The organism is Bacteroides stercorirosoris, from assembly GCF_900142015.1.
Taxonomy (GTDB): Bacteria; Bacteroidota; Bacteroidia; order Bacteroidales; family Bacteroidaceae; genus Bacteroides; species Bacteroides stercorirosoris.
Map to the genome: position 1 here is coordinate 87,284 of NZ_FQZN01000005.1, position 16,260 is coordinate 103,543.

Consider the following 16,260-nt stretch of genomic DNA (forward strand, 5'->3'; position numbering starts at 1 on the left):
TAATAGCAGAATGAATATGAAAAAGATATTATCAACACTTGCCTTGTCATCACTTGTTTTGTTGGCAACCGGTTGTTCCGATTTTCTGGAGGAAGAGAATCACTCGAATGTAATGCAGGATTTCATGGCAACACCTTCCGGCTTTGGCATGGCCCTAAACTCTGTTTATGCCAATGTACGTTCCACTTATAGTGCCGAAGAAGGCATTCACGGACTGATGAATCCGGGCACGGATGAATTGAAGAACAATATCGGAGGAAGCAACCGTTGCGCCGATCTTGCAAACTACGATTTAGAGAAATATAATGCAAACAATGAATACCCAAGGAAATTGTGGAACGATGCCTATATCCACATCAACACCTTGAACTATATGATTGAAAATGCCGATAAAGTAGATATTACCACCACTGTGCTGACTGCTGCAAAGCGTGACCAGTACTTGGGCGAAGCTTATTTTATGCGAGCTTACAATTACTTTCATTTGGTGGAACAATTCGGTGACGTTACACTGACTACCACCTATAATGCATCCCCAAGCACTTCGGCCGAACGCCATGATATGGTGCGTGTTTATGAAGAGGTCATTATCCCTGATTTATTGAATGCCATCAGGCTCTGTTCACCCAGTCCGCAACTCAATAATCTGGAGTCAGGCCGCGCTTCTGCCGCAGCTGCCCGCCACTTGTTGTCACGCGTTTATCTGACATTAGCCTGGGTATTCGATAAAGATCCTGCCAATCCATCTTATAAAGGAAATACGCAGACGAAGTACTATAACACCACCAAGGCTAAGGAATATTATCAGAAAGCGTTTGATATGGCAACCGGATTAATCACGGATGCCCCTTCTTTGGGATTGAAGCTGATGGATAATTATGCAGATGTTTTTGATGAAGCCAATGATGCCCCTTCAGGCAAGAACAAGGAAGAACTGTTTGTAGCCCGTATGGACTGGGATGATGACAACACTTTTGGCGGACGCAGCACGCTGAATCATTACTTTGTGAATGGTTATGACCAGTATTTGGGTGAGCGTAACATCAATGACGGACGTTGTTACTCTTGGATTAATCCTACCGGCTATACCTATAATGCTTTCAACAACCGTGATAAAGACACACGTTATAAAGCTACTTTCCAGACAGTGTGGTATGCCACTAAAACGCAAAAAGGTGGTGTTGTCAATTATGTCATTGACGGCAAGGACGAAAGCTTCAACTGGGACTATACCGTTGTTGGCGATACTGCCATGTACTATCCGGGATATTATATGTCCGCTGAGGAAATCAGAGCTAAAACTCAGAACCGTGAAGGTAATCACTATCTGATTTTTACCCCTGACGCTTACAATGGTCGCGCTATTTTCCCCACTATCATGAAGTTTCTGGACAGAACGCGTGCTATTCCTAATGACAATACAGATCGCTCTTACATCATTTATCGTTTAGCCGAAACTTATTTGCTGGCTGCTGAGGCCGCTTTCAAATTGGGTGACAATACGAATGCGGCTAAATATATAAATGTGATCAGGGAGCGTGCCCGTGATAAGCAAATCGGTGAAATTGGTGCATTGGACATCGCTCCAAGTGATGTTACGCTCGACTTCATTCTTGAAGAACGTACCCGTGAGTTACTTGCAGAACATTGCCGATGGGCAGATTTAGCCCGTACAGGGACATTAATAGACCGTATACGCAAGTATGACGATGGTAAAGCTAATACGAATATTACGGAAGACAGACATTGGTTGCGCCCTGTTCCACAACAAATGATTGACCGCGTGACAACCGGTGAACGTTATCCGCAGAATCAAGGATGGTAATAAATTTAAAAGTTTTTTAATAGAGGGCGGGTACGACACAACTTCAGTACATCTCAAATGCGTTCAGCTCTTTCAGTACCTGTCTTCTCCCCTATTCATCGGCTTTTACGCTGAAAGCATTCCTTCAGAGGATGCTTTCAGCTTTCAGCCATTACCATAGGAACATACCCCGCCTCATTACCTCCTCACCACCTGATACACATTCCCATACTCCGTGTGCCGACGCACCGCCCCTGCTTTCAGCAGCACCTGACCGAAGCGCATGGGATTGACACTGCGCATGGCAGCGGAATTCTTTTGCTGAAGCTCCCTGAAAATCTGGGCAGCCGTAAGGTCAAGACTCTTCTCACCGGGACTTGCCACACGAAAATAACTATGAAAAACATCCTCTGCGGGACAAACACGGTAGAACGCCGCATTCTGCGCCTGCAACACCTGCTCCTCTTCTTTGGTGAACCAATCACGCCTCCCCGCAAGCAGTTCCGCCTTCAGTTGCGCATAAATCTGGTCGTGCTCTATGTGGGTACAGTCTATCGTCCGCTTCACTTCCACACAAAGGAAACGACGGCTTCCCGTAGGATCGGTGAGCAAGTCGAAACGGTTGCTGGTACCGATGAACGAGGCAACACGGGGCAATTGGCGGAAACTCTGCTGATAAGCTTTACGAATATTCAAATCAGACATCTGCATCAGGTTTTTCAGCAACGGCATTTTATTCTCGGTATACTTGTCGAACTCATCCATGTTCAGCAAACCCATTTCCGCCAAAAGACGTTCCGCCTGCCCTTGCGAGGTAAGCTTCAGATTATCCAGATAATATCGCCGTAAGACCGTAGGCATCAACGATTTGCAAAATGTAGACTTCTGCCGCCCCTGCTCCTGACTGACAAGAACAGGTGCCACACTGTTAGCATGTATACCTGCCAGCCCCGACCACTGCGCAGCAAGCCCCAGCATCCAGGTGTGAAATCCCTGCACCCAGTGTGGACAATCGGAAACCCGCAAGGCAAGTTGTGTCAGGCGGTCAACACCGTCCCATTGTGGCAATTCCTCCATATAGAGATGGAAGGGGTGATAGTCGGAAATATAAGTGGAATAGACATAGCGGCTCAAGTCCTTATCCCAGCAAGGGATGCCCTCGGCGTGAGCTTCAATGCAGAAAGTATTCAGATTCCGTTTGCCGATGGGCATGAAAGCGACTTCACGCCGTCCGGCAGGACGGAATTCGGTCTCTTCCGTCAACAGATTATAGCGGAAATCATAACGTTTCGTCAGGAAATCCATGACCTGCCGCGTCAGTCGGACGGTCGTATTCGTGCTGTCACCGGACTCTGATCTATCCGGTGCCTTTTTCTGTTTCTTCGCTTTCTGTTTTTCCGAGAAAGCCAGCAACCGTTGCGCTTCGCACAGCAAGCGGTGTTGCTCCAATGTCATTAATCTCTTTTTCATAATTGTTTCTTCGTTCTAATAGTTAATTGGTTTCGTTTTGCAAGTACCGACGTCTCAAATTTACTATAGCGGGAAAGCGTTTTGCAAGCATCTCACCAACTATTTTTCCTAAAACATGGTTAGAAAGAAAGTAAGGGTTTTTATAGGTAAATCCTACTAATATCACTACCTTTGTGTGCTGACTTTGAAACGACCGACTGTAGTTGTTCATTCGAATGACTCCAGTCATTCATTCGACCAACTCCAGTCATTCGCCCGAACAACTCCAGTAGTTCATTTTCAAGACAGCACCTTCGGGCCAACAAGCATATACATTTAAAGCATTAAAATACAAGCATTATGGCAATAGTTTACGACTGGTACGAGAACCCCAACGCAGAAGGGGAACCGGAAGAAAGAGGGCTGCATCCCCGCCCGTTACTCAACGGCAAAGTAAGCATGGAGAAACTGTATTATCGGATACACGAACGCAGTTCGCTCACCGTAGGTGATGTAAAAAGTGCAATAGACACTTTGACCCAGCTTTGCGGTGAAGAATTGCGCGAAGGCCGGGAGGTACACATCGAGGGATTGGGCTACTTCGCCCCTACCCTGGAGGCCACGCAGAAAGTGACCCGCAAAACCAAGAACAAGCATTTGAAACTACGTCTGAAAGGCATCAGCTTCCGCCCGGACATCCGCCTGAAAGCTGCGCTGGCAGGCGTTACCGCCACCCAAAGCAAATACACGCGCCACTCCCTGCGACTCTCCGAAGTAGAGATCGATATGCGCCTGAAAGAGTATTTTGCGGAACATGACCTGCTGCTTCGCATCGACTTTCAGGAATTGTGCGGCATGGCTCGCACCACCGCCAACAACCATCTGCAACGGTTGCAGAAAGAAGGTAAACTGATGAACGTGGGAAGACGCGCACAACCCATCTATCGGCCTATGCCGGGATATTACGGAATGTCAAGGGATGCAGCACCCAAAAGATAAATCTGAAGTGCTTCTTAAAATATGAAGTAACTCATCATCCCTATAAGAACTTTTAGTATCGTTGTATGACAAGGCAACAGATTAAAAAATAATAGCAGGAGGGCAGAATATGGCTCCATTATTCTCCAAAGTCTGATGAGCCAGGGATACATCATCGGGGAGTTACAGGAAGGATTCTCTCCTACCAACATCACCAACCCGAATAATTTTGTGAACCTACTCTACTACTTCGGCATGCTTACCATCAGTGGCAAATATCAAGGAAGAATCAGGCTGACCATCCCTAACTTAGCGGTACAGGAACAACTTTATACCTTTCTACAGTCAGTTAACTATCCTATAATGGCGATTACGGCACAAGATTGTAGTGGTATATAAAGGGATGGAAATGCGGGTGTGCGAGGAAGTGATTTGATTCGCCTGAAAGAACTTCCTCGTCTTTCAGTCGGTAGTTTCAGCGGAAAAGCCGATAAATAAGACAAGTATGAAAGATGAAAGAACTTTGCAGATAATCAATGCATGCTGAATTATCTGCAAAGTTCTTTTAATTGTCACGCAAGAAGACATATACGTCACAAATACATAACACACAAATCGCTATAAACCACCATATTTGCAGAAAATATGATATCAACAAATCCAGTAACATGAAACATATGAAAAGAAAAAGAGCACTTTGGTTCATGTGCCTGCTGTTATGCGCGGGTACGCTTCTGGCACAAGAGTACAGAATGGATAAGACTATCAGTTATCGTCCCGATAGCAAAGATGAGTATGTACAGTAGCGTAGAAGAATCACTCACACCAGTAGTAGCCCTGAAATACTCTACCATATCTAACAATTACAACCAATTGCTATTAAAGTTCAAAGGAAATTATTCTACTGAATTTCGTACATTCAACGAAAAACTTTTACGGCGCCATTGGAGCTTCTGACATGGCAGGTCCGCAGTCTTATCTTGCAAGCGAGGCCGACCGACTTTGGGTATCCGTATACGACGGTTTCTCACGTATGGTAGTACCCTTATTTAGATTGTCTCCGCCTATCTTCTTGTACCGATGAAGAAAGAGCAAACCAGCTGACAATTCTACCGGCAGCGCTTTATCCGCAATCAATGGCGGTTTTCTTTTCAAAGAATGCTCAATCTCTCCTACGTCAAAAGCATTGCCTTTATCATAATTGTGTGTTTTTATGCGATGATTCCCTGATATTCAATTTGGCATCCAATACAATTTTTTTATTGAGCAGTCTATTTGTGCGAATCTTGTCCAGCATGTAGTTCGCTGAGATTTCTCCGATTTCGGCACGCGGCTGTTCTATGGACGTCAGATAAGGTTCGACGACAGTGGCCATATCCGATTCTGAGAAGCCGACAAAAGCGACATCATCCGGTATCTTCAATCCGTGTCGTTTCAGGGCTTTCATCGCTCCGATAGCGACAGGGTCGTTAAATGCAAATACAGCATCCGGTTTTTCACCGTTTCCGGACAGTATCTTTTCCATAATCTGTTCTCCATCACGAATAAAAATACCGGAATGAATGATGGCAGAGTCTGATATAGGGAGATTGGCATCCTGCATGGCCTCTATATATCCATTCATGCGTTCTTTCGTGATATCCAGCTTTTCCGGACCTGCAAAATGAAATATTTTCCGGTATCCCTCATCTATAAGATGAGTCACTGCCGAATAAGCCATTTTCTTATCATCAATAATGATTTTTGTAGTATCAATATTGGAAGGCACCCTGTTAAAAAACACAAGGGGAATCCCGTTATCCTGCAAGCTTTTATACACATCAGAGTTGACTAAACTGTCAGATGTCGTAGATATTATTATTCCATCCACCATGTGTTGTTCCAGAAGAATCAGATTGGCACGCTCTGTTTCAGCGGATTCATTGGATTGGGTGATAAGTATCTGATAGCCCTCATGCATCAGTATTTTTTGTATCCCGGATATAATCATTGGAAAAAATGAAGTGACCAATTCCGGCACAACGATTCCGATAGTATAACTTTTCTTTGTGACCAACCCCTTTGCCTGCGTGTTCGGATGATAGTTCAGTTCGGCAGCAGTCTTGATAACCAGTTCCTTGGTTTCTTTCTTTATTTCCCAACTATCCGATAATGCCCTGGAAACTGTGGACGTGGATAACCCAAGTTTTTTTGCTATGTCTTTTATTGTAATTGGCTTTTCCATAATATAAATGATTGCAGGTTTATCTGCAAACTTACAACTTTTTCGACATTCTGCAAAATTCAAACGTTCCCGGGAACGTTTCCGTTGATTTTTGAGGCATTATGCTATTAGAATTGATTGTAGTTATATAAATTTGCTCACGTTGAAGGCCACTATAATAGCCTGAATAGAAATATTTCTTTTCATACATTAACTCTAATCGTTTTATAATGCCAAAGTATGTTAACATTAAATCAAATTCAATCAAATTCAGGAAAACAGATTGCTTTTTTCCTGATGTGCCTGTTGATTTCATTTGCAGGCACCATGCCAGTTCGATCACAGGAAAAAACTGAGATGGTTACCGTTGAAGGAACTGTCGTTGATGAAACCGAAACTCCTGTCATAGGAGCTAACGTCTATATCAAAGGCAGTACCAAGGGTGTCTCCACGAATGTAGATGGAAATTTCAGTTTTACAGGAGTGCCTGTCGGACAGACTATTACTGTCTCTTTCATTGGTTACAAAGATTATCAAGTACGGGTCACAAAAGGAGGAAAGAAATTGAGAATCTCTCTTGAACCTGATGCGACAATGCTCGAGGAAGTGGTGGTAGTTCCATACGGTGGTCCGGTAGCAAGAAAGGATCTTACCGGTTCCGTTGCTTCTGTCAACGTTGAGGATATGAAAGCTCTTCAGGCAGTAACGTTTGAAAATGCTATTGCCGGCAAGGTCGCCGGTGTACAGGTCAATGTCGGGGACGGACAACCTGGAGGTCTCCCGGACATTCTGATCAGGGGTAGCAATTCCGTGACCCAGAGCAATGCTCCGCTTTATGTAGTAGACGGTATTCCGCTTGAGTCTCCCGACAACTCGTCAATCCCTACGCAGAACATTAAGAGTATCGAGATTCTCAAAGATGCATCGGCGACAGCCATATATGGTGCGCGCGGTGCCAATGGTGTGATTGTTATCACTACCGACTCCGGTTCGAAAGGTGCTCCGAAAATTAATTTCGAGTACCGCTATAGCTTGTCGAAAGACTATAACAGGTATGAAATGATGTCGCCTTATGAATTTGTCAGACTTCAGAACGAACTTGATGCGGCTTACGGATCCATGTATCTCGACGGTAGGGATCCTCATCCGGATGGAACTCCATGGACCCTCGATGACTACAAGAATGTGAAACCCATTGACTGGCAAGATAAGATTAGTCAACTCGGACAGATGCACGAATACAGCGTAAGCGCATCTGGTGGTAGTGAGAAGACCACATATATGGCTTCATTCAATTATGCCAATCAGAAGGGTATCATTCTCAATACCGGTATGAAAAATTATGTTGGCAGCATGAACATTACCCAGAAGATAGGTAATCGCATGCAGCTTGTCATGAGAGCGAATTATGCGGAGAAGGAAAGAACCGGTATGCAAGTCAACTATGGACAGGGATCTTCCGCTTATATGTATAAAGTGTGGTCATACAGACCTATTTCCACAAACGGTGTAGACTTGACCCATGAGCTTGAAGATCCTGAAAGACCGGAGAGCGGAGTACCGATGTTCAACCCATTGCTCCAGACCCAAAATACTGATCAGAAATATATCACAAGACAGTTGAGAACCAGTGCCATGTTCAATTGGAATATTCTCAAATGTCTGAAATTCACTACTTCGATTTCTTATACGAGCACTGAATCTCAGACTGATATATTCAATAACTCCAAAACAGAGGCCGGAAGTACACTTCCAGGGAGAAATGACGGAATTAACGGTTCAAGGAGAATAAGCAGGACCAGCAATATTTTGAATGAGAATACTTTGAATTTCAACAAAAAGTTTGATAATATTCATGACCTTGCCGTAACTGTCGGTTGTACCCAGCAGAAAAATGTTACGGATATCTTTGAAGCAAAAGCCACACAGATTCCTATTACGTCAGAGTGGAGAGGAATAGAGGCACTTGATGAAGGTCTGTCTCAGAAAATCATGTCCAAGAAGTTGACGGAATGGGCGATGCAGTCTGTCATTTTCAGATCGAATTACAACTATGACAGAAAATACTACCTCACGTTCACGGTACGTGCGGACGGTTCTTCAAAATTTGCACATGACAATAGGTGGGGCAAATTCTATTCAGGAGCTGTTCGGTGGAGATTCTCAGAGGAGGATTTTGTCAAGAACAATATCGGATCATGGTTTAGCGAAGGATCGCTTAACTTGAGCTATGGCTCTACAGGTAATAACGGTATCGGAGAATACGCTTATCTTCCGCAGATGGGATTTTCTTCCGGAGGGACATATTATGACTATTCATTCAATGATGAATATCCTACAACGGGAGCAATTGTCTCATCAATAGGTAATTCTAAATTAAAATGGGAGACCACATACACCTTTAATGCCAGAATGGATTTGGGCTTCTTCGACAACAGGATATACTTGACCGCCGAGTATTATAAAAAAGATACTAAGGATCTTCTGATCAATGCCACACTGCCTGCTCATATCGGCTATGGTTCAGCGTATAGGAATATAGGCCGGGTAGAGAACAAAGGTTTCGAATTGTCTCTCAACACTGTTAATATAAAGAAAAGGTATTTCAATTGGACTACCGACTTCAATATTTCATTTAACAGGAACAAGGTGCTTGCACTTGCCAACAACCAGAGTGTGCTTCCTGCTGATAATCTGAAGATTCCGAATGGAGCTGCATTGTACATTGCGAAGGTGGGCCAGCCTATCGGTATGATGTACGGAGCCCTTACAGACGGTCTTTACCAATATGAAGATTTCCGCAAGGGAAGTGATGGCAGCTGGATACTGAGAGATGACGTGGTTGCACAGTCAACTCATGCAAACAGAAAGGGAGTCTTTCCCGGATATCAGAAATTCAAGGATTTGAATGGCGATCTCCAGATAACCCAAGAAGACTTGACGATTATAGGTAACCCCAATCCTGATTTTACGGGCGGTATAACAAATACTTTCAGATTCTATAATTTCGATATGTCATTGTTCTTCACATTCAGTTACGGCAACGATATCCTTAATATGAACCGTTATTATCTGGAAGAAGGCAGATCATTGAGTTCCAATCAGTTCGCTTCGTATGCCGACAGATGGACCGTGGACAATCCAAATGGAAAACTTCCGCGTGCAAGATCCGCAAACAATACGGCTTGGGGTAGTGACCGTTATGTGGAAGACGGCTCATATTTGAGACTGAAAAACTTGAATATAGGATATACTCTGCCTATTAAGGTGAGCCAGAGATTTTTTGTTAGCAACATGAGGATTTATTTATCTGCCCAGAATCTGTTTACAGTGACAGGATATTCGGGACAGGACCCTACCGTCAGCACTATGTCGAATGCAAGAACTCCAGGTTATGACTATTCGGCATACCCTGTACCACGTACATTCATATTTGGTGCGCAAATTTCGTTTTAATGTGATATAATGTTTCTCAATTTATATGGATATGAATAAGATTATTAAAAATATATTGTTCGGAATCGCATTTTTTTCTCTAACAGGCTGCTTCTCTAACTTGGATTTGCATCCGATAGATTCGGACATTCCGAGTACATTTTTCAAGGATAGTGCGGCATGTGCAAAGGTTTTAGTGGGTTGTTATGACGCTCTTAGCGTACCGGGAGGCGGACTTTTCGATGGAAGCATGAACTCTCAGTTCGTTATTTGGAATGTGACGGATGAAATGTATAATGCAGCAGCCGGAACAGGTCCTAAGGTGTATAGCTATACTTCCGGATATGCTCCTAATGCTACTATGTACAAGAACCTTTATGCAGCGATTCAGCGTTGCTGCCAGTTCCTTCATTATCTTCCCGATGCCAAGATAGCAACAGAAACAAAGCTCGTCATGGAAGGTGAAGCGCAATTTATAAGGGCGTTCTGTTATTTCAATCTTGTGCAGAATTATGGAAGGGTCCCACTTATAACAGAGGCATCTTCGGATGTCAACAATACTTCTGCAAAGCAGGCAGAGGAAGCCGATATATACGATTTTGTAATTCGCGAAATGGAAGAAGCGGAGAGCAAAGTCTTCCCGATTACCAAATTCAACTTCGGAGGAAGAATCAACAAGTCTGCTATCAGGGGAGTATTGGCAAGGGTCTGCCTTTTCAATGCCGGATTCCCTTGCTACAATACCGAAAGGTACAAAGATGCATACAAGTGGGCAAAAATGGTCATTGACGATCCTACTCACAGTTTGATTCCTAATTTCGCAGAAGCATTCATTCCGCTTATTCAGGACAAGTATGATATACGTGAAAATCTATGGGAGATAGAAGCGTATTGTAAAAGTACGTCTGACGGACTGAAAGAATATTTTCCTTCATTGTCGACCACGCTCGGTACCAATTGCAGCAAAGCTGTAACAAACGTTTCCTTTATGGTTAATAATACAATGAAGATCACCAAGAGAATGTTCTCATATTATGAGCAAGACACTGAGGCATTGTTAGGTTCTTATGATGAAAGACGTAACTGGGCTATCGCTCCGTTCACCAATGCTCCTACGAAACTTGATGGTGCTGAGCGTCTTGTCCTTACTTATTTCGGTTCGCATAAGGATCCTGATAATGACAGATTGGTTTATGATCGTCAGATCAACAAGTTCAACCGTCAGTATGCAAAGATTTGGCCTGCATATCAAAGTAATGCAGGAACCAACCTTTGTATAGTACGCTATTCCGACGTATTGCTTATGGCAGCCGAAGCATTGTGTCAGATACATAACGGTCCGACACCTGAGGCTATAGGCTATGTCAACGCAGTGAGAAAAAGGGCATATGGACAGATGGATGGCCGTAAGTTTATTGACCATATAGAACTTACCAATCCGGGAGAAAATTACACCATCGGTGAAGTTTGTGTGGAAATTGTCGATGCCACCGACAATACTTCTTCTGTCACATGCACAACGGAAGAGGATAAATCTCCCAAGGCATATCGTGTCGGAGACGTCAAGGGCCCTCTCACAATTGCTACTGCCAAGTTGCCTGAGATTCTTGGTTCCGACGGAAAACCGGACACTAAAACCACCAGACCTATTGAGTCAATCGTATTGCTCGACAGAGGGCATGCCTACAGTGCGACTCCAAAGGTGGTAATCAGGTCACTTGAAGGCGGCAAAGGCCCCAAGGGCAGCGGTGCTACGGCAATCGCAGTAATGAAGGATGAGAATCCGTCTTATGAATTGTCTGCCGAAGCTACGGGCTCAAAGGAGGCATTCCTCCAAACTATTATGGATGAAAGAGCGAGAGAGTTGTGCTTTGAAGGCTGGAGACGTTTAGACCTCAAACGTTGGCACAATCTTGTGGAGATACTTCAGGCTACGAGGGATGACGGCAGAAATGCAAAAGGAGTCAATGGAGCGCAGCTTGATTATATCATGACTCCTGGAAACAACGTGTCCGATGTTCATTATTACCTTCCGATTCCTTCCGGAGAAATAATGCTTAATCCTGAATTAAAACAGAATGAAGGCTGGTAATTGTAGATTTAACATTATTAAAAGTATAAGACAATGAGAAAAAATATAATTAAAATCCTGTTTCCCGCTTTAGTCGCAGCTTCAGCCGTTGTGTCCTGTCAGGTTGACACCGTGACCGAGTCAACTGTCGTGACCACGCTTGAGAAGAATGTATATGAAGTTGGAGAGAATGTCCGTTTCCACTTTTCGGGAGAAGCAGATTTCGTGACGATTTTTACCGGAGTTGATAATTATGATGGCGGAACGATGGGAGGAACGATAAAAGGTTCGCGCTATATCTATAGAAATCGCGGAAGCGAAAATGGTTCTCCGATCCTGTCTTTCAATTGCAAAAAAGATGGAGACAACTTGGAGAAGTATGCTGAAATCAAGCTCCTTCTTTCTACTGACTTTGACGGTGATATCACCATGGAGGGAATAAAACGTGCCACTTGGTTGGATATCTCCGAAAAAGCAAAATGGCCTGTGGAGGGGACTAAAAAAGGTACTAATATTAATTCCGGAGCCATAGATTTGTCAGAATGGAACGGACAAGATATACATCTTGCTTTCCGTTATACCGCGAAAAAAGGACAAAAACAGGAAGGATATACAATATCCTCATTCAATCTTAAAAATACGGTTGAAACGGATGCTCTTCCTTATACGATATGGACAAATGCTTCTTTTGCAAAATGCGGTACGACTACGAATAAGCTGCAGGAAGATGGAACCGGTGCTATTTTCCCTGCTTATCAGTGGACACTCGGAACGTCGCTTACTTGTGCAGGCATGCCTGACGGTAAGGAGGATTTCGAAAGCTGGGTAATCACTTCCCCGGTCGATCCGAGCCAAGTGATTCCTGATTATGGTACGCTTATTAAGTCATACAGTGAGGTGGTTCCGAAATTCTATGATTACACATATTACAAACCAGGTAAGTTTACAGTGACTGTAGTGTCTCGTAATACTACCGCTTTCGGAACTGAAGAATCTGTGCAAAATATAGAACTAGAAATAGTTGAAAAATAATTTTCTAAAAAATACGTTTATGAAATATTTGTTTTCTACGTTACTCATTGCTTGTGTGAGTGTACTGATGTCCGCCCAGCCCAAACTGAATCTCAATACGGGCAGTGTCGATATTGAATGGCAACAGGAGGAGGATGGCTGGCATATCTCGTGCATTAAAATCGACGGGAAGCAGATTCCTTCCCCCAAGGGATATTACACGATTCTGTATCTGGATCGTAATCCGGCAAAGGATCTGGTCGATCAGGATCTTGAAGGAAAGGATTTTACATTCTATCCGTCAAAAGCAGAAATGCTTCCCGATGGTGCTTTGAAATTTTCTCACAGTCTACGTTTCGGGGACGTTGAAGCAATATGGAAGGTAGACCCATCATTTCCGTCTGATATAAAGGTCGATATGAAGGTCAGACTGTCGACGAACGGTTCCGTATCCATCGCCACCCCTACGATTGCCGTTTTCGAAGAGAACAATATATCATGGGCGATGATTCCGGGTAACTGGTATGGCAAGGAAATCCAGTATGATCTGAACATGGCAAAAACTTACAGCATGGGTATTCCTTGTGTCCCGATGCTTGCCCAAGAACGCAATACGATGACTCTGTGTCCGTTGTATTCATCGAAGGATGGCTATACCTTGGCTGTTGTTCCGGATCCGGGGACGGAAACTGACCCGATAGCCGGCAAAGCTCCGGATAAGAGTCCCAATTCCTTGGGATTGAGTTTAGCGAACAGACATAATGAACTTACTCCAGTGGTTTATCATCCTGTACTCGGGCAGGTGGGGGCCAAGAACAAAGCCGGAGATGAAGTGTCGTTCGGATTCCGTTACACTCTGAAGAATTCGGGCTGGTTCGATGTATTCCAGCATGCCGTGAACGATGTTTTCGCTTTGCCATCATCCCTGGATTTGCTTACCAACAAGATGTCTTTGTCCGAACGCGTGAACCGACTTCAGAAATTCCTGCGCAAAGATAAAGAGTCGAGTTGGAAAACATGGCAGAGCAGAGGCGAGACGATAGGTGCCAACGGCTCCAAGATTGCTGATGCTGGTACTATGTTCATGATCGCACGAAACGGGCAGGATTCCGTAATGAACAGCCGTCTTCACTATGTGAGGAATTATAAAATGATTCAGCAGCAGACAGAACCAGGATATTTTTGCGGTGCTGCTCTCGGAGAATACGCGGATATAGACGGTGTGGAGTCGGAAAGGGGCAATTGGATAGAACCTTTACACACGACCTATTATACTATGGTCGATTTCGGAAATATGCTTCTATTCAATCCTGACGACAAGGAATTGCTCGAAAGGTTGAGGATGGCAGGTGACAGATTGCTTGCATGGCAGAAAGGTGACGGAAGTTTTGAGGTCGGCTATGACAGATTTTCCATGAAACCATCTTTCCCGGATCTTAAGGATTACAGACCAACCTGGTATGGATTGTACATAGCATATAAGCACTTGAATGACAAGAAATACCTTGATGCAGCATGTAAGGGCGCAGACTGGCAACAGAAAAACGGAGTAGATAAAGGATATTATCTCGGTGTATGTGGCGATGGACGCAATATCTGGGATTTCTGTACGGCACAGACATCTCGTGCCTATATGGACTTATATGAAATAACGGGTAACGAGGCATATAAACAGGCGTCTATAGATGCCGCAATGATTTACGCGACGTCTATATTCACCAATCCGGTAATGACTGATAAAACGAAATACATCGGCGAACAGGCATATAAAGACTGGGAACTAAATCAGACAGGTCTTGGTGTAGAGCATATACGAGGTACAGCAGTAAACGGACCGATTCTGATATCAAGTTACGCAGGTTTGTTCGTGAAGATGTACGAATGGACGAAAGAACCGGTCTTCCTTACCATGGCAAGAGCCGCGTCAATTGGAAGAAATGCTTTTGTCGATCAGGAAAGCGGATGTGCAGTCTATTACTGGCACGGAATGAATGAGTTGAAAAAATATTCCACAATGTTCCCGTGGCATGCATACTGGCAGATTGGCTGGATTGTAGATTACCTGATTGCGGAAGCTGATTTACGTTCGGACAGCAATATTTCGTTCCCATATGGCTACATGACTCCTAAGGTCGGTCCACATGTCACATATGGATTTGCACCCGGTAATATTTACGGCAAAAAAGCGGATCTTCTGTTCAGACCAGATATGGTCAGTTGCGACAATCCGGAGATTGAATTCCTTACCGCTTTGTCGGAGAACGGCAAGAAGTTGTACCTGATTGCAATGTGTCAGTCCAATGACAGCCATTCATGTACTGTGACTTTGGATTTGTCGCAGTTAGTTGCAAATAAGACAGGTTTCCGTTCTGCCAAGGCTCTTCAAGGTAAAATTATCAGATCGGTAGGAAAGAAAGGGCAGATCAATCTTGATTTTGCTCCATGGGGTATGAATGTTATTGAAATTTCACTGTAAACGATTATATGGAACGTTTTTATATATTGTTGATTTTAGCGGGGCTGTCCATTTCAGGATTTGCCCAAAAGAGTATGTGGCTCATAGCGGGACAGAGCAATGCTTCCGGAATGGGTGATAGGAGAACTTCGATGAAATACTATAGCAAAGAATGTTTCGACTATGTACAGTCCGGAGATTCGTTGAAAATACTGCAGGACCCAGTAGGTGAGAACGGCAAGTATTTCGGCAAGGCGAACAGCGGCAGCATCTGCCCTTCGTTTGCGTGGAACCTCAATAAAATGACAGGTGATTCGGTTGTAGTGGTATCTGCGGCGAGGGGAGGAAGCGCATGCTCCACTACTGGAGAGACAATCTACGGTACTTGGGCGGAAAAGGGCGTCTTGCCCTTGCTCGATGCAGCGATAACTAAATGCAATTCTGCGATTGCCGTTACAGGATTGAAATTCAGTGGGGTGATCTGGCTTCAAGGAGAACGTGACGCAAATGCTATCAATGACGGGAAAATGAATGGTGAGGATTACGAAGCGGCGCTTCGTAACCTCATACTCCGGTTCAGAAAGCATCTCCATGATGCCGACCTTCCTTTCTATATAGTCCTCACAGGACAGTATGTCGACCGTCCGCAAAAGGGCTATCATCAAGTCCGTGCGGCACAGCGCAGACTGTCTGAAAAAATGCGTGGAGTTCATCTTGTAGCTGCGGACCCTTGGCTTTTTCCACAGATGAATATGATGACGGATGACATCCATTACAGCCAGTATGCATACAATCTTATCGGGGAGACTATAGCCCGCCAGATTTACGAAGCAAGAAGTATTGATTCTAAGTAA

The 16,260-nt window shown here is 44.1% G+C and carries 10 protein-coding genes and 2 pseudogenes; 10 read left to right on the forward strand and 2 right to left on the reverse strand.

The window, feature by feature from the left end:
- The first annotated feature begins 16 nt into the window (after window positions 1-16).
- A complete protein-coding gene (locus BUC01_RS05400; protein ID WP_244895733.1) occupies window positions 17-1,825 on the forward strand; it encodes a RagB/SusD family nutrient uptake outer membrane protein in 1,809 nt (602 codons plus the stop codon).
- Window positions 1,826-2,002: 177 nt separating this feature from the next.
- Here BUC01_RS05400 and BUC01_RS05405 read toward each other — a convergent pair whose 3' ends face one another.
- On the reverse strand, window positions 2,003-3,274 hold the full coding sequence (locus BUC01_RS05405) for a VapE domain-containing protein (protein WP_073312964.1): 1,272 nt from the start codon (window positions 3,272-3,274) through the stop codon (window positions 2,003-2,005).
- 339 nt (window positions 3,275-3,613) lie between these two features.
- Here BUC01_RS05405 and BUC01_RS05410 point away from each other — a divergent pair, with 339 nt between their 5' ends.
- The 4 genes and pseudogenes from BUC01_RS05410 to BUC01_RS05420 all read left to right on the forward strand — a co-directional run.
- The gene (locus BUC01_RS05410) at window positions 3,614-4,252 is read left to right on the forward strand and encodes an HU family DNA-binding protein (protein ID WP_073312966.1); all 639 of its coding nucleotides are present in this window, start codon (window positions 3,614-3,616) and stop codon (window positions 4,250-4,252) included.
- Between the two features lie 120 nt (window positions 4,253-4,372).
- Window positions 4,373-4,573 (forward strand): annotated as a pseudogene (locus tag BUC01_RS05415) (AAA family ATPase); the annotation flags it as partial.
- 335 nt (window positions 4,574-4,908) lie between these two features.
- Window positions 4,909-5,037 carry a hypothetical protein gene (locus BUC01_RS26070; protein WP_262483980.1) on the forward strand — a complete coding sequence of 43 codons (129 nt, stop codon included), beginning with the start codon at window positions 4,909-4,911 and terminating at the stop codon, window positions 5,035-5,037.
- A gap of 89 nt (window positions 5,038-5,126) precedes the next feature.
- Window positions 5,127-5,332 (forward strand): annotated as a pseudogene (locus tag BUC01_RS05420) (acyltransferase); the annotation flags it as partial.
- A 94-nt stretch (window positions 5,333-5,426) separates the two neighbouring features.
- Here the strand turns inward: BUC01_RS05420 and BUC01_RS05425 are convergent.
- On the reverse strand, window positions 5,427-6,455 hold the full coding sequence (locus tag BUC01_RS05425; RefSeq protein ID WP_025830832.1) for a LacI family DNA-binding transcriptional regulator: 1,029 nt from the start codon (window positions 6,453-6,455) through the stop codon (window positions 5,427-5,429).
- 219 nt (window positions 6,456-6,674) lie between these two features.
- Between BUC01_RS05425 and BUC01_RS05430 the strand changes: the two genes are divergently transcribed.
- The 5 genes from BUC01_RS05430 to BUC01_RS05450 are packed head-to-tail and all read left to right on the forward strand — an operon-like array spanning window position 6,675 to window position 16,260.
- Entirely contained in the window at window positions 6,675-9,890 is a 3,216-nt protein-coding gene (locus BUC01_RS05430; protein ID WP_073312968.1) for a SusC/RagA family TonB-linked outer membrane protein, read from the forward strand.
- A gap of 31 nt (window positions 9,891-9,921) precedes the next feature.
- On the forward strand, window positions 9,922-11,961 hold the full coding sequence (locus BUC01_RS05435; protein WP_243462293.1) for a RagB/SusD family nutrient uptake outer membrane protein: 2,040 nt from the start codon (window positions 9,922-9,924) through the stop codon (window positions 11,959-11,961).
- 33 nt (window positions 11,962-11,994) lie between these two features.
- Window positions 11,995-12,972 (forward strand): DUF5017 domain-containing protein, encoded by a 978-nt coding sequence (locus BUC01_RS05440; RefSeq protein ID WP_025830830.1) that lies wholly within the window; start codon window positions 11,995-11,997, stop codon window positions 12,970-12,972.
- A gap of 19 nt (window positions 12,973-12,991) precedes the next feature.
- Window positions 12,992-15,427, forward strand: coding sequence for a glycoside hydrolase family protein (locus BUC01_RS05445; protein WP_073312970.1), 2,436 nt, complete (start codon window positions 12,992-12,994; stop codon window positions 15,425-15,427).
- Window positions 15,428-15,435: 8 nt separating this feature from the next.
- A complete protein-coding gene (locus tag BUC01_RS05450; protein ID WP_025830829.1) occupies window positions 15,436-16,260 on the forward strand; it encodes a sialate O-acetylesterase in 825 nt (274 codons plus the stop codon).

Coding starts and splice junctions, on each gene's coding strand:
- BUC01_RS05435 (WP_243462293.1), top strand. CDS start 9,922: ATGAATAAGATTATTAAAAATATATTGTTCGGAATCGCATTTTTTTCT.
- BUC01_RS05400 (WP_244895733.1), top strand. CDS start 17: ATGAAAAAGATATTATCAACACTTGCCTTGTCATCACTTGTTTTGTTG.
- BUC01_RS05450 (WP_025830829.1), top strand. CDS start 15,436: ATGGAACGTTTTTATATATTGTTGATTTTAGCGGGGCTGTCCATTTCA.
- BUC01_RS05445 (WP_073312970.1), top strand. CDS start 12,992: ATGAAATATTTGTTTTCTACGTTACTCATTGCTTGTGTGAGTGTACTG.
- BUC01_RS05410 (WP_073312966.1), top strand. CDS start 3,614: ATGGCAATAGTTTACGACTGGTACGAGAACCCCAACGCAGAAGGGGAA.
- BUC01_RS05405 (WP_073312964.1), bottom strand. CDS start 3,274: ATGAAAAAGAGATTAATGACATTGGAGCAACACCGCTTGCTGTGCGAA.
- BUC01_RS26070 (WP_262483980.1), top strand. CDS start 4,909: ATGAAAAGAAAAAGAGCACTTTGGTTCATGTGCCTGCTGTTATGCGCG.
- BUC01_RS05425 (WP_025830832.1), bottom strand. CDS start 6,455: ATGGAAAAGCCAATTACAATAAAAGACATAGCAAAAAAACTTGGGTTA.
- BUC01_RS05430 (WP_073312968.1), top strand. CDS start 6,675: ATGTTAACATTAAATCAAATTCAATCAAATTCAGGAAAACAGATTGCT.
- BUC01_RS05440 (WP_025830830.1), top strand. CDS start 11,995: ATGAGAAAAAATATAATTAAAATCCTGTTTCCCGCTTTAGTCGCAGCT.